This window comes from Hongsoonwoonella zoysiae (genome assembly GCF_013266695.1).
GTDB lineage: Bacteria > Pseudomonadota > Alphaproteobacteria > Rhizobiales > Stappiaceae > Hongsoonwoonella > Hongsoonwoonella zoysiae.
Map to the genome: position 1 here is coordinate 1918777 of NZ_JABRXF010000001.1, position 14386 is coordinate 1933162.

The window sequence follows — 14386 nt, forward strand, 5'->3', positions numbered from 1 at the left end:
CATGCAATTTAAAATTGAATCGACACGAATTGGTGCCGTGGGCATTTGCAAGCTATGAGAAAAACAATTTGGTTCGATCTGGAGCGAAGCGAAGCATATCTCCCGTGGCGAGTTTATCATTTTTCCGCTCGCCAGATCGCCGGCTTCACAGTTGCAATCGTCGTTATCATCATAATTTCCGCTTTCGTCGACGGACGGGCGATTGGCCCCTACCTGACGGCTGCGCTCTACACGGCAGTTCTTCTTCCGTTCGGATTGAAGTTGTCCAGCTATCTATTGTCGCCAAATCCGGTCGGCGTGAGCCCGGAAGCAATGGTGGCCTCTGGCTGGTGGCGCCCACGCCGTATCAACTGGTCCGAGGTGCGGGCTCTGGTCCATACGCATACGATGCTGGGCAGCATGGCGCCGATCGATCGAAATCTCATCGTCATCATGAAAGACAATCGCAAGACGCGGGTGTTTCTGCCGGTCCTGTCGAACGAAGAAATGTCCTATCTGGTGACGATATTGCGTGACATCGCAGGCCGGCACGGATTCGAATTCGTTCTTGACCACACCGATGAAGGGCAGAAACGGGCGCGGGAACTCGGGGCGATTTGAGAACAGGCCGGCAAGGCATCGCGTATCCGAGGATGCAGCCCACGGAAATTGCTGGCGATGATAGTGGAAAACACCGGATTGATGCTATCTGCCGGAGTGGGTTTAATAATGATGTAACGGAAATAAGAATCTTGCCGGGGGCGGAACAACAGATTTGCCGGAGGATTGTCATGCATCGTCTGTTCATTGGAGCCGCCATCGCCGCCTTGCTGACGGCGCCGGCCGCGGCACAGTTCATCCCCTCCGAGTCATCGCTTTCCGGTATGTATCCCGGCAAAGCCTATTCTCCTTATGCCGAGCGCGATTTCCCGAGCCGGGTGTTCTGGGGCGACACGCACCTTCACACCGGGCTTTCTGTCGATGCCGGACTGTTCGGCGCGCGCCTTGGCCTTGACGATGCCTACCGCTTCGCCAAGGGAGAGCAGGTGACCTCCAACACCGGGCAGCCGGTGAAGCTTTCCCGCCCCCTCGACTGGCTGGTGATCGCCGATCATTCCGACGCCATGGGCTTTTTCAACGATCTTGCGAAGGGCGCGCCCAATATCATCGCTTTCGAAGATGGGAAACGCTGGTACGAGGGGCTGCAGGCGGGCGGCGAGGCTTCCGCCAAGGCCGCGCTCGACCTGATCACGAATTTCGCGCAAGGTAATATCCCGCCCGACCTCCTGAAAGACTATTCGCCCGGCGCGAAGACCTACGCGAGCGTTTGGGAAAAGGTGGTGAACGCAGCGGAAGCCCACAACGAGCCGGGTAATTTTTCGACGATAATCGGCTTCGAGTGGACCTCGCTTGTCAGCGGCAACAACCTGCACCGCAATGTCCTGTTCCGTGACGGAGCGGAAAAGGCCGGCCAGGTGGTGCCTTTTACAACCCAACCGCCTATCGGCTCGACAGACCCGCTCGACCTTTACGAATGGCTTGAGAACTACGAGGCGAAGACGGGCGGGACCGTGCTGGCGCTTGCCCACAACGGCAACCTTTCGAACGGGCTGATGTTCCCGGTCGATGCGCAATACACCGGCCGTGCGCTGGACGCCGAATACGTGGAAAAACGCGCCCGCTGGGAAAAGATGTACGAGGCGACGCAGATCAAGGGCGACGGCGAAGCCCATCCGCTGCTTTCGCCCGATGACGCCTTCGCGAACTACGAGACATGGGACGTCGGCAACCTGGACCTGACCCAGGCCAAGACGCCGGAAATGCTGCAGTACGAATACGCCCGGGAGGCGCTGAAGAACGGGCTGAAACTTGAGGCGCGGCTTGGCAGCAACCCCTATAAATTCGGCCTTGTCGGCTCCACCGACAGCCACACCGCTCTTTCAACCGCGGAAGAAGACAACTTCTTCGGCAAGGCGGCCAATGCCGAACCCAAGCCCGAACGCATGAGCCACCCTTTCGCCAAGACGAACATCGGCGCCTACGAGGGATATCAGCTCGTGTCTTCCGGATATGCCGCCGTCTGGGCGCAGGAAAACACGCGTACATCGATCTTCGACGCGATGGCGCGAAAGGAGGTTTATGCCACCACCGGCCCGCGCATGATCGTGCGCTTCTTCGGTGGATGGGACTATACGGATGACGACCTGAACAGTCGCCAGCCGGCCTTTCGCGGCTATGGCAAGGGTGTGCCCATGGGAGGCGATCTGCCCGCACGCGGGGAGGCCGCCGCGCCGACCTTCATGGTCTATGCGCTGCGCGACCCCATCGGCGCCAATCTCGACCGCATACAGATCGTCAAGGGCTGGCTCGATGCCGAGGGCAACACGCATGAGAAGGTCTATGACGTTGCATGGTCGCCGGGTCGGGAGCCGGATGACAACGGCGTGCTGCCGGATGTCGGCAACACGGTGGATGTCGCGGCGGCGAACTGGACCAACACAATCGGCGCATCCGAATTGGGCACTGTGTGGACGGATCCTGATTTCGACCCTGCACAGTCCGCATTCTATTACGCCCGGGTCCTTGAGATCCCCACGCCGCGCTGGGTGGTCTATGACGCATTCCGCTATGGCATCGAGATACCCGAAGCAGCCGAAAAAAGCGCTCAGGAACGGGCTTATACCTCGCCGATCTGGTACGGCCCCGAGGGGTAACGGATTGTCCGGGCCAGCCCGCAATCCCTCGCGGCGCTTTTCACCAAGCAGACCTTTCGGGACGGTGACGGGGCCCGATCTCAGGTAATTTTTACGCTTGCCGATGTATAGAATCCGCTCTGTAAAGACGTTGAGGCCGGAACGTCTGAATATACTATTGAAGGGTTGTATTTTATTTCGAAAAATGAATTAATTTCGCCAGAGCATGTCCCGCCGAAACCGGCCTGGAATTGGTGACAAGGGTCTGCTCGAGGTATTGATCCCGGGGCGGTTTCCTGTTGTGCGGGTGCCCCCAACCAGTCGAAAGCGCGCCGGATCAGGCAGGAGCGGGGCATGTTTCGGAGTGACGCTGAGCCGTGTGTCCCAGCGGATGGGCGCATATGCGGGTTTTTTCCGATGGGCGCCAGGAGCGCCCTTTTTCGGGGAGCCGCGCGGCACGGCAAGGGAAATTCCGCAAGGGACCGTTCGACCGCATATCGCCGGCCGATTGCGGCTGTCATGATGCTGGCAGCGGTTCTGGCGCCAGATACGGCCGTCATCGCGGAGCAGGAAAACGCGGCACCTTCCCAAACCTCCGTCCTGCTGGCGCCGTCGCAAGATGCGGTGAAACCCAAGCACAGCCTGCGGTCGGCTCCCGTGCAAGCTGCCGTGCCAAGGCCCAAGGCGGGCTCAAAAGAACGGATAGGAGTGGCTTTCGGACTTGTCGATTTCGAAAGGAAGCACGACGGGCCGGTATGTCCGCTGAATTCCGGTGAACGCCGGGTGTTGCCCGAAGCGCTTGTGGCCGGGGAATGCGAAATGGCCGCGCCGGTGGATGTGGATTCCTTCGGGCCGGGCGGTGTGGTGCGGCTGCGGGAGAGCGTGACCCTCGATTGCGACTTCGCCATCGCCGTCGAAAATTTCGTCGCCAACGAGATGAGCGACATGACCTTGATCCAGTTCGGGCAGCGCCTCGTCGGGCTGGATGCCGCCGCTTCCTCCGGCTGTCCGAAAGGCGATGCGGCTGCAAAAGCCGGTGATGATGCGACGGGTGGCCGGACGATCGAGTTTATCGGCTTCAAGCTTGCGAACGACAGCGAGGTCGTGGTTTCCGACAGTTGGGGGAAGGAAACGCCGGAAGGAAACTTTCTCATGGTGCTGCAGCGAAAAGGCTGCGCCCGCTTCGAGAAGGTTCACGCGCCTGGCGAGCAGCGCATCGGGGGCGAGGGGCTTCGTTTCGCCGAACCGTGCGACGGCAATAAATGCAAGAACCGGCCTTGCCCGTGAAACAGCGTTAATCCTTTCTTATTTCCGCTGCGTGACAGTCGCCGCATGCGGATAGGGATCTTCAATATCGCGCTTGCGTCTGCCGTCTTCCTGCTGCTTGCCGGATGCGGCGGGTTTTGGGACATCGAGGAGCGCGAGCGCTGGCGCGCGCGCGAGGAAGCGCAATGCCTTGCCTCCGGTGATGTGAAGCGCACGCCCTTCATCCGGCCTTCGCGGGCGATATCCGGCCCCGGCATCTGCGGTATCGACCACCCCTTCGAGGTGACGGCGCTGCAAGGGGGACAGGTGGCCTTTTCCAATTCGGCGACGATGAGCTGCGGCCATATCCGCGAGACCGAAGACTGGTTGTCCGAGAGCGTCCAGCCGGCGGCCATGGCCATTTTCGGCTCACCCGTCAGCGAAATGAAGATCGCCGCGTCCTATTCCTGCCGGGGACGTAACGGGGCAGCCAAGGGGCCGCTTTCCGAACATGCCTTCGCGAACGCGCTCGACATCTCTTCCTTCAAGCTGGCCGACGGGCGCGAGATCACCGTGGAAGGCGGGTGGGGCGATATCTACGAAGGCGCATTCCTGCGCAATGCGCATTCGGGCGCATGCGAGCGGTTTTCAACGGTGCTGGGGCCGGAGGCCGACCGCCACCACCGGGACCATTTCCACCTGGACCTTGCCCGACACGGGCGCTACGGCGACCACCGCGTCTGCCAATGAGACGTGCCGGATGCGTCCGTTCGCAAACAATAATAGGCCGCGCACCCGAAAGGACGCGCGGCCTTGTTTGTCACCGTCCAGCCGTTATCGGCAGAAGCGGTATTCACCCGAATAGGCGATGAAATAGCCGGAGCGCGGATCGAAGCTGCGGTATTTGCGCCCGCAGTAGGAATACCACTCCGGCGTCCAGGGCTCCGGCGCATATTCGACGTAGACCCGCTCGCGGTAAACGGGTGCCGGTTCCACGTAATATTCGCGGTAGACGCGCCGGGGCGGGGGAGGCGCGACGTATACGGGTGCCGGCGGATCGATGTACTGCGGGCCGGAAAGCATGGTGCCCAGAAGCGTACCTGCGGCAAGACCGGCCGCACCGGCCGCGATCGCCGCGCCCGCATCGCCGGCATCCGCCGTGGATGCCATCGGCAGCATCATCGCGCCGGCAAGGGCGGCTGCAAGGCCTTTTGAAAGTTTCATTCCACGAAGCATTCGTTCATCTCCGAAGATATGTCCGGCCCGCATTTTTCAGCCAGGCCGCGTGTTCCGATTCTTCAATCCGATTAGAAGGCCGGAAAACGCCGAAACCATGTCCGGCGCTTGTCGAATCCGGGGAAATTTTCGCCTTACTGGCAAAGCTTCCTGACACCCGAATAGGTGGTGTAGAGGCCTGTCTCCGGCTCAAAGGAGCGGAACTTCGCCGAACAGTAGCGATACCACTCCGGCGTCCAGGGGCGCGGCGAATAATCGACCGTGACCGGGCCGCCATAGCCGCCGCCGTAGGCGGGAGCGCGCGGCGGGCCATAGACGCGGCGCGGCGGGTCGATGTATTGGCGCGGCTGCGACAGGGCGGAGCCGAGGATTGCGCCTGCGGCAAAGCCGATCACGCCAGCGGCGACAGCCGCGCCGGCATCATTGTTGTGGCGCTTGCGCTTGTGCCAGCGCGGGCGGTGATGGTTCTGGTAATGGCCGTGATTGTCGCGCCAGCCGTGACGGTGGCCGGCTTCCGCAGCCGTGGTGACGCTCGGCAGAACGAGAGCGCTGGCAAGAAGGGCGGCAACGGCCTTGGTGGTGAATGTCTTTGCGGTCGTGGTTCTGGAGGTCATGGGTTTCGGTCTCCGCTTGCATCGCCGGGCGATGCGTTGAATTCGATGAGACCGTTATATAGACCGGTGCGTGAACCCGTTCTGAGACGTGCGTTCATCTGCCGTTCAGGTTTCAAAACGGGCGCAGGTTCGGAAAAAAAGCGCCGGCAGGGCCGGCGCTTTTCGCTGTTGCGCTTTAAAGAATGTCCGCTTACCGGCAGAACCTGTATTTGCCGGAATAGGCGAGATAGTAACCGGTATCGGGATTGAAGCTGCGGTAGCGCGAGCCGCAGTAGCTGTACCATTCCGGCGTCCAGGGTGCATAGGCGCCGCGCCGGTATGCCGGAGCGGGCGCAACGTAGCGCGGTTGCGACAACGCGCCAGCGATGATGGCTCCGGTGGCAAGTCCGATGATACCAGCCGCCGCGGCCGCACCCGGATTATAGTAGCGTTTGCCGTAATAATACCCGCGGCCGCCACGATAATAGCGCCGTTTGGCATGGTAGCGGCGTCCGCCACGATAGCCGCGTCCTCTGCGATAGTTCCGGCCGTTGCGGACACCGGCCCGGCCTTGCCGCCAGCGGCGCCCGCGCGACTGCACCTTCTGGATCAGATTGGAATTGTCGGTCTGTGCGGCAGGGGGCAATACGGCCTTTGCCAAAGGCATGGCAGCGAAAGCCGGCGCTTGAGGCAGGAATGACGTCACCGTCAATGCGAGCGCGACCGCCAAGGCGGGTGTCTTTCTTCCAAGCATGGGACTATCCCTTTTCGTTTACCCGCGTCAGTTCACCCGATACGGGGGCGCGGGAAATAAAGAGTGCCAGCTGGAGAATATCTTCGAACGTATCGCTGGCATTTAAAGTGGTTAATTATATAACAAAATATAGGGTTTTGCGAGTATTCGGCAATGAGTCTTTGCTATCACTATAAAAAGAGCGCCGTAATTTATGCGGCGCTTTCTGTAATTTTGCTTTGAATATCAGATAATTCCTGTCATTCGCAAAATCGGTATTGCCCGGAGTATGCGATATAATATCCCGTATCCGGGTTGAAGCTGCGGTACTTCGCCCTGCAGTAGCGATACCACTCAGGCGTCCACGGCTCGTAGGAAATCTGCGGCCGAGGCGGGCCGATATATTCCGGGCGCTGGGGTTTGGAGAGTGTGCTGCCAAGGATCGCGCCGGCAGCAAGGCCGATGATGCCGGCAGCCACGGCCGCGCCGGCATTGTTCTTGTCGCGCTTCTTGCGGGGAGGCTGGTGGTGGTCATGATGATCGTGCCCGTGGTGGCGGCGGGAGCGCCAGCCGCCGGCATGGCTATGGCTGACGGCGGCGCAAGGGAGGTCGTCGCAAGCGCAAGGGCCGCCATGGCAATGGGCAATTTTCTTCTCACTAAAATCTCTCCATGGAAGTTCGAGCCTGCATCGATTGTGCGCGCAGATTTTGTTACGGCCGTTCGTCCGCGACCTGCGACGGAGTTCTCCGCAGCCTGCAACCGATGTTGACGATAAGATGGCCGGCTCGATCTGTAACGGCTTGACGGGATCAATGTTCCATCACATGCGTGAGAGAAGTAGAAAAAGGGCTGAAATGGCAGACATCGGCAACGTGATACGCCCGACAGACGAGGGGGCGAGGCGGCTCGCGCGCAGGCTCATGCGTACGGCGAGATTTGCCGCGATCGCGGTGAAGGAGGCGGAAAGCGAGGTGCCCTTCGTCTCGCGCGTGGCCTGCGCCACCGATATCGACGGCTCGCCGATGATCCTGATCTCGACCCTTTCGGCGCATACACGCGGGCTGATCGAATATCCCGTCTGCTCGCTCATGTTCGGGGAACCCGGCAAGGGCGATCCACTGGCGCATCCGCGCGTGACCGTTATCGGCCGGGCGGAACGGCTGGAGCGCGGCAGCGAGGAAGAGGAACGCGCGCGGGCACGCTATCTCGCCCGCCAGCCGAAGGCGAAGCTTTATGCCGATTTCGGAGATTTCGCGCTCTACCGGATCGGGGTCGAGCGGGCGAGCCTCAACGGCGGCTTCGGCAAGGCCTTCGAACTGTCGCGCGAGGATATTGTCGTTCCCGACGAAAGGCTCGCCGGATTTGCCGAGATGGAAGCGGGCGCCGTGGAGCATATGAACGAGGACCATGCCGACGCAATCGCGCTTTACGCGAAAGCATTCGGCAAGGCGGAAAAGGCGGTGGGATGGATCATTACCGGCCTCGACCCGGACGGTTTCGACCTGATGGCGGGTGATGAGGTGCTGCGCATAGACTTCGATCCGTCGCTGTCATCGGCGGCGGAGGTTCGCCCGAGGCTCGTGGAGATGGCGAAGGCTGCCCGTGCCGCAGGTTGAGTTCCGTTTTCCCTTTGCGGTTTCGATTGATGCATGTTTTGCGAGCCGGTAGTTTCTTGCCGACATACCGCAAGCGAATCCGGGATCTTTCATGAGCCGATTATTTCGCGTTATCGCCATTCTTTTGGCTTTGATGCTGTCGACAACAGGTGTCGCCGAGGCCGCCTTCAGGCTCGATCCGCACAAGGATCGCCTGTTCCGCTATCCAGGCCTGCTTGCCGGAAAGTCCGGCGACGACTTCGTCATCGTCGACTACGACAAGCGCCGCGACATCCACCGCCGCGACAAGGAGTGGGAGCGAAAGGTTCACGGCGAATATGTGTCGGCCTACCCGAACCGCTCGGAAGAAGACCTGAAACTGCAGGCGAACGGGCGCACGATCAGCTATATCCGCGTCGGCAAGGCGGAGCGCAATGCGCGGGCAATCGTCATTTATATCCACGGCCAGGGCGGAAACCGCTTCCAGGGCAACAACGACTGGAGCTTCGGCGGCAATTTCAACCGCATCAAGAACCTGATGGCGCGAAACGGCGGGCTTTATATTTCGCCGGATTTCATGGACTTCAAGGGGCGCGGGGAGGCGGATATCGCCGCTCTCATGCGCCACTACAAGCAGAAGTCGCCGAACGCGCCGATCTTCGTCGCCTGCGGTTCCATGGGCAGTTTCCTGTGTTGGCGGCTTGCCAAAAACCCGGAGACCGCGTCGATGATGGGCGGAATGCTGCTGATGGGCGCGGCCTGGGACGACAGTTTCTTCTCAAGCTCCACGTTCAGGGCGCGAAAGCTGCCGATCTATTTCGGCCACGGAAGCTGGGACAAGGTTTACGACTGGCAGAGGCAGGCGGCGTTTTACACCAAACTCAAGAAGCTTTCGCCGAGCTATCCGGCGAAATTCACGCTCTTCGAGACGGGCACGCATGGAACGCCGATCCGCATGACCGACTGGCGGCTGATCCTCAACTGGATGCTGGAGGTCGGCGGGTATTGACCTGCCGCTCGGGCGCCGGTGCTTGACCTATCCGTTTTCGACCCCGGATTTTCGCTCGCCCAGCTTGCGGTGATCGCCTTCGGCTTCGCGTTCGCCGCATTCGTGAAGGGGGCGACGGGGCTGGGCTTTTCGACGACCTGCCTGCCGTTTCTCGTGCTGGCGGTGGGCCTCAAGTCCGCGCTGCCGCTCATCATCCTGCCGTCGATCGCCAGCAACATCTTCGTCATGCGTCAGGCCGGCCATTTCCGCGAAACGGTCTCCCGCTTCTGGCCGATGCTGCTGGCGAGCGTGCCGGGGCTTATCCTCGGGCTCTGGCTGCTCGATACTGTCGACGGCGAACGGGCGGCGATCGTGCTCGGCGGCGTGCTCGTCGCCTATAGCCTCTACGCGTTGCGGAGCCCGGATTTCATGCTTTCGGCGCCTGCGGCGCGGGCGCTTGCGCCCTTGTCGGGCTTCGCGACCGGGCTCGTCAACGGCGTCACGGGCTCGCAGATCATGCCCGTTCTGCCCTATCTCATTTCGCTCAATCTTTCGCGCGAACGCTTCGTCCAGGCGATAAATTGTTCCTTCACCATCGGCAGCATCGTCATGGCGCTCGGCCTGTCGAAACTGGGGTTGATGACGGTGGCGAGCCTTGCCGTCTCCGTGGGCGGGCTCGGCTTCGTCTATGCGGGCACGAAAGCGGGCGGAGCCTTGCGCCGCCGCCTCGACGAGACGGCATTCCGCAGGCTGGTGCTGATCCTGCTCCTGACCCTCGGCATGGCGCTGGTGGTGCGGGGGATATAAACGAGCGGGCAGGCCGGAGCCTGCCCTGCCATTTTTACGCCTTGCCCCAGCCGCCAGCCGTCGGCGTCACCACGATGACGGCTTCGCCGGCTTTCAGCACCGTCTGGTCGCAGCCCTTGAGCTCTTCCGTCTCGCCGGAATTCCGGCGCACATAGGTGTGGCCGACCTCGCCATCCGCCCCGCCGTCGAGACCCTTCGGCGGGACCGTGCGGTGGGAGGAAAGGATTGCGCAGTCCATCTCCTCAAGGAAACGGATCGTGCGGCGCGTGCCGTCACCGGCCGACCACTGACCTTTGCCGCCGGAATTTTTCCGGATGTGGAAGTCTTCCAGCAGGACCGGATAGCGGAACTCCAGCACTTCCGGATCGGTCAGGCGCGAGTTCGTCATGTGAACGTGCACGCCGTCCGTGCCGTCGAAACCGGGCCCCGCCGGGGAGCCGGAGCAGATCGTCTCGTAATACTGGTACTGATCGTTGCCGAAGGTGAGGTTGTTCATCGTGCCCTGGCTGTTCGCCATGGCCTTCAGCGCGCCGAAGAGCGCGTTCGTCACGTGCTGGCTCGTCTCCACGTTGCCGGCGACGACGGCTGCGGGATAAGCCGGCTTCAGCATGCATCCATCGGGTATCACGATGTTGATGGGGCGGAGACACCCCGCGTTCATCGGGATGTGGCCTTCCACCATGACGCGGAAACAGTAAAGCACCGCCGCGCGGGTGACCGGTTCCGGCGCGTTGAAGTTGTTCGGCTTCACGTCCGACGTGCCGGTGAAATCGACCGTTGCCTCGCGGGCGGCCTTGTCGACGGTGATCTTCACCTTGATCACCGAGCCCTGATCGGTCGGATATTCGTATTCGGAATCGGTGAGCGCCTCGATCACGCGGCGCACGCTTTCCTCAGCGTTGTCCTGAACGTGGCCCATGTAGGCCTGCACGACGTCGAGCCCGAAGTGGGCGACCATCTTGCGAAGCTCCTTCACGCCTTTCTCGTTGGCGGCGATCTGGGCTTTCAGGTCGGCAACGTTCTGCGTGACGTTGCGGACCGGGTAGGGATGGTCGGTGAGGATCTTCACCAGAGCCTCTTCCTGGAAGGTGCCTCGGTCGACCATCTTGAAATTGTCGATCAGGACGCCTTCCTCATCGACCGTGGTCGCGCGTGGCGTCATGGAGCCGGGCGCAGTGCCGCCGACATCGGCATGGTGGCCGCGCGAGGCCGTCCAGAACAGGATTTCCTTGCCCGCATCGTCAAAGACGGGTGTGACGACGGTGATGTCCGGCAGGTGCGTGCCGCCGTTATAGGGCGCGTTCAGCGCGAAGACGTCCCCGGGGCGGATATCGCCCTTGTTCAGCCGAATGACGGTTTCGACCGAGCGGTCCATCGAGCCCAGGTGCACCGGCATGTGCGGAGCGTTGGCGACAAGCGCGCCATCGGAATCAAAGACCGCGCAGGAGAAGTCGAGCCGCTCCTTCACGTTGACCGAATAGGCCGTGTTCTGGAGCGTCACGCCCATCTGCTCGGCGATCGACATGAAGAGGTTGTTGAAGACCTCGAGCATGACCGGATCGGCCTTCGTGCCGATGGCCTCCGTGCGCTTCAGCGCGACGACGCGATTGAGGATCACGTGATCCTTGGCCGTGACCTCTGCCTGCCAGCCGGGTTCGACGACGATGGTCTGATGCGGTTCCATGATGAGGGCGGGGCCCGGAACCTTGTGGCCGGGCGCAAGATCGGCGCGCAGATAAACGCGGGCCTCGTGCCATTCGCCATCGGCGAAGAAGCGGGTCGTGCGCTCGATATCGGCGTCAGCAGTTGCGAGGTCGCGGTCGCTTTCCTCGATGCCGGCACCGCCGCCGATGGTCTCGACCTCAAGCGCCTCCACGACAATGGGCTTTTCGTCATAGGCGAAGCCGAACTGCGCCTTGTGCGCCTCCTCGAAGGCGGAAATCATCGACGGGATATCGCCGCGCTCGACGGGAAGCGGGGTGTCCGTGCCCTCGTAGCGCAGATGCGCGCGCACCACCGTTTTACGCTCTGAAGCCGGAATGCCCTGATGCTCCAGCTCGTCCTCGGTCTCCTTTGAAAGGGCGGTGCCCAGCTTGTCGAGGTCGGGAAGGACAGCATCCTCCAGCCGCTTGACAACGGCCTGCTGGCGGGTCGCGCGAATATCGGCAAGGCCCATGCCGTAAGCCGAGAGGATGCCCGAAAGCGGATGGACGATGACCGTCTTCATGCCGAGACTGTCGGCAACCGCGCAGGCGTGCTGGCCGCCCGCCCCGCCAAAGCAGGTGAGGGCATAATGCGTGACGTCGTAACCGCGCTGCACGGAAATCTTCTTGATGGCATTCGCCATGTTTTCAACGGCGATCTTGAGGAAACCGTCGGCAACGTCCTCCGGAGAACGGCCGTCGCCGATCTTCTCCGCCATTTCCCTGAATGCCGCCTTCACGGCATCGGCGTCGAGCGCCTCGTCGCGGCCCGAGCCGAAGATCTTCGGGAAGAAATCCGGAATGAGCTTGCCGACCATGACGTTGGCATCGGTAACCGCAAGTGGGCCGCCGCGCCGGTAGCACTTCGGCCCCGGATTGGCGCCGGCACTGTCCGGGCCAACCTGGAAGCGGTTGTCCTTGTAATGCAGGATGGAGCCGCCGCCGGCCGCGACCGTGTGGATCATCATCATCGGCGCGCGCATGCGAACGCCGGCGACTTCGGTTTCGAAGGTTCGCTCGAAATCGCCGTCGTAATGGGAGACGTCGGTCGACGTGCCGCCCATGTCGAAGCCGATGACGGACTCAAAACCCGCCATTTTCGACGTTTCGACCGCGCCGACGACGCCGCCGGCGGGACCGGACAGGATCGCATCCTTGCCCTGGAAGAGATCGGCGGCGGTCAATCCGCCGGATGACTGCATGAACATCAGCCGGCAGCCGGTGCCTTCGATCTGAAGTTCGCCGGCAACCTGCTCCACGTAGCGGCGCAGGATCGGCGAGAGATAGGCGTCGACGACCGTAGTGTCACCGCGCCCGACGAGCTTCATCAGCGGCGAAACCTCATGGCTGACGGAAACCTGCGGGAAGCCGACCTCGTGGGCGATTTCCGCAACCTGCTTTTCGTGCTCGGGGAAGGCGTAGGCATGCATGAAGACGATGGCCAGGGAACGGATGCCGTCGTCATAAGCTGCTTTCAGATCCTTGCGAACGGCGTCGAGGTCGGGCGCGGCCTCGACCGTGCCGTCGGCGCGGGTGCGCTCGTCCACCTCCACGACCTGCTCGTAGAGGAGTTCCGGCTTGATGATCTCTTTTGCGAAGATATCGGGCCGGGCCTGATAGCCGATCTCCAGTGCGTCGCGGAAGCCCTTGGTGATGACCAGAAGCGTGCGGTCGCCCTTTCGCTCCAGAAGCGCGTTGGTGGCAACGGTGGTGCCCATCTTCACGGTAGCGATCTTTTCTGCCGGGATCCGCTCGCCCGAGGCAATGCCCATCAGGTCGCGGATGCCCTGGATCGCGGCGTCGCGATAGGCTTCCGGGTTTTCGGAAAGCACCTTGTGGGCCTTGATTTCCCCCTCCGGCGTACGGGCGACGATGTCCGTGAAGGTGCCGCCGCGATCGATCCAGAAGTCCCACTTGGCTCCAGAATTCGCCGTTCCCATGATGTGCTCCGTCCCGTTGCATGGCCTGCGCTGCCTGGACAATGCCGTCTCATTCGCGCGCGGGCCGATCCGTCGTGGCACTCACACTGATAAATTATCGATAAAATGTCAACGTTAGAAAAGCCCGCTCATCGGAAAAGGAGAGGCATCTCCTGAACGCCGGTCCAGGAGAGCCTGCCGCTCTCGTCCGTGCGGATGGTCGGGAAATGGCCCGGTACAATAATGCGCCCGCGCTTCAGCACCTCACGCATGGAGGCGGCACCGCGTTTTTCAGGGTCGAACTCGAGATCGGGGACGCAGGTGGAAGCCTCCCGCGCGGTCTTGAGCGCATCGGCGGCAAGCACCACCGGGCCTTCGGGCGAGGGAAGCTCCAGCGAGATATGCCCCGGCGCGTGACCGGGCGTGGGGAAAGCGGTCACGCCGGGCAGAACTTCCTCCTCGCCGTCGGTCAGGCGCAACTCCCGGCCCTCAAGCAGCATGGGCAGGATGCGCGGGGTGACCCAATCGTTGTCGAAGGGGGCTTCGACGTAGTTCCGCTCGGTTTGGCTCATGATGACGGGAATGCCCGGAAAGAGATCAAGGTTCAGGACATGGTCGAAATGGCCGTGGGACAGGATCAGAAGATCGATGTCCTTCGGCGCAAGGCCGCGTGCTTCGAGCGCGTTCAAAAGGAGCTTTCGCGTGACGCCGTGCCCGCAGTCGAACAGCGCCCGCGTTTTGCCGGAGGTGACGAGAACGATGGAGGAGATGCCGAAAAAACCGCCATGGAAGGCGAGGCTCGAACCTTCGACGAGGACATCATATTGCGGGGTCACGGGCGGGTGTTTCCTTGTTTGCGGGTGTATCCGAGGTACCCGGGCAAAGCCACTGCCA

The 14386-nt window shown here is 61.9% G+C and carries 13 protein-coding genes; 7 read left to right on the top strand and 6 right to left on the bottom strand.

The features are described from left to right. The first annotated feature begins 54 nt into the window (after positions 1-54). The 4 genes from HPQ64_RS08890 to HPQ64_RS08905 all read left to right on the top strand — a co-directional run bounded on the left by HPQ64_RS08890 (position 55) and on the right by HPQ64_RS08905 (position 4667). Positions 55-600, top strand: coding sequence for a hypothetical protein (locus tag HPQ64_RS08890; protein WP_172887993.1), 546 nt, complete (start codon positions 55-57; stop codon positions 598-600). Positions 601-770: 170 nt separating this feature from the next. Next, positions 771-2693, top strand: coding sequence for a DUF3604 domain-containing protein (locus tag HPQ64_RS08895; RefSeq protein WP_172887994.1), 1923 nt, complete (start codon positions 771-773; stop codon positions 2691-2693). A gap of 396 nt (positions 2694-3089) precedes the next feature. Next, complete coding sequence (locus HPQ64_RS08900; protein ID WP_172887995.1) at positions 3090-3959, top strand: extensin family protein; 870 nt, start codon at positions 3090-3092, stop codon at positions 3957-3959. A 45-nt stretch (positions 3960-4004) separates the two neighbouring features. After that, complete coding sequence (locus HPQ64_RS08905) at positions 4005-4667, top strand: extensin-like domain-containing protein (RefSeq protein WP_172887996.1); 663 nt, start codon at positions 4005-4007, stop codon at positions 4665-4667. 84 nt (positions 4668-4751) lie between these two features. Here HPQ64_RS08905 and HPQ64_RS08910 read toward each other — a convergent pair whose 3' ends face one another. The 4 genes from HPQ64_RS08910 to HPQ64_RS20385 all read right to left on the bottom strand — a co-directional run bounded on the left by HPQ64_RS08910 (position 4752) and on the right by HPQ64_RS20385 (position 6958). Further along, the gene (locus HPQ64_RS08910) at positions 4752-5141 is read right to left on the bottom strand and encodes a BA14K family protein (RefSeq protein WP_210260137.1); all 390 of its coding nucleotides are present in this window, start codon (positions 5139-5141) and stop codon (positions 4752-4754) included. A 146-nt stretch (positions 5142-5287) separates the two neighbouring features. Then, the gene (locus tag HPQ64_RS08915; RefSeq protein ID WP_172887997.1) at positions 5288-5767 is read right to left on the bottom strand and encodes a BA14K family protein; all 480 of its coding nucleotides are present in this window, start codon (positions 5765-5767) and stop codon (positions 5288-5290) included. A gap of 190 nt (positions 5768-5957) precedes the next feature. Beyond that, a complete protein-coding gene (locus HPQ64_RS08920) occupies positions 5958-6500 on the bottom strand; it encodes a BA14K family protein (RefSeq protein ID WP_246270380.1) in 543 nt (180 codons plus the stop codon). 239 nt (positions 6501-6739) lie between these two features. Next, on the bottom strand, positions 6740-6958 hold the full coding sequence (locus HPQ64_RS20385; protein ID WP_246270382.1) for a BA14K family protein: 219 nt from the start codon (positions 6956-6958) through the stop codon (positions 6740-6742). 376 nt (positions 6959-7334) lie between these two features. Between HPQ64_RS20385 and HPQ64_RS08930 the strand changes: the two genes are divergently transcribed. The 3 genes from HPQ64_RS08930 to HPQ64_RS08940 all read left to right on the top strand — a co-directional run bounded on the left by HPQ64_RS08930 (position 7335) and on the right by HPQ64_RS08940 (position 9870). Next, on the top strand, positions 7335-8096 hold the full coding sequence (locus tag HPQ64_RS08930; RefSeq protein ID WP_172887998.1) for a HugZ family pyridoxamine 5'-phosphate oxidase: 762 nt from the start codon (positions 7335-7337) through the stop codon (positions 8094-8096). A gap of 91 nt (positions 8097-8187) precedes the next feature. Then, positions 8188-9084 (top strand): alpha/beta hydrolase, encoded by an 897-nt coding sequence (locus HPQ64_RS08935; protein ID WP_172887999.1) that lies wholly within the window; start codon positions 8188-8190, stop codon positions 9082-9084. 18 nt (positions 9085-9102) lie between these two features. After that, positions 9103-9870 (top strand): TSUP family transporter, encoded by a 768-nt coding sequence (locus HPQ64_RS08940; RefSeq protein WP_172888000.1) that lies wholly within the window; start codon positions 9103-9105, stop codon positions 9868-9870. A gap of 34 nt (positions 9871-9904) precedes the next feature. Here HPQ64_RS08940 and HPQ64_RS08945 read toward each other — a convergent pair whose 3' ends face one another. Further along, complete coding sequence (locus HPQ64_RS08945) at positions 9905-13513, bottom strand: hydantoinase B/oxoprolinase family protein (RefSeq protein ID WP_172888001.1); 3609 nt, start codon at positions 13511-13513, stop codon at positions 9905-9907. Positions 13514-13641: 128 nt separating this feature from the next. Beyond that, positions 13642-14328 carry an MBL fold metallo-hydrolase gene (locus HPQ64_RS08950; RefSeq protein ID WP_172888002.1) on the bottom strand — a complete coding sequence of 229 codons (687 nt, stop codon included), beginning with the start codon at positions 14326-14328 and terminating at the stop codon, positions 13642-13644. Positions 14329-14386 lie beyond the last annotated feature (58 nt).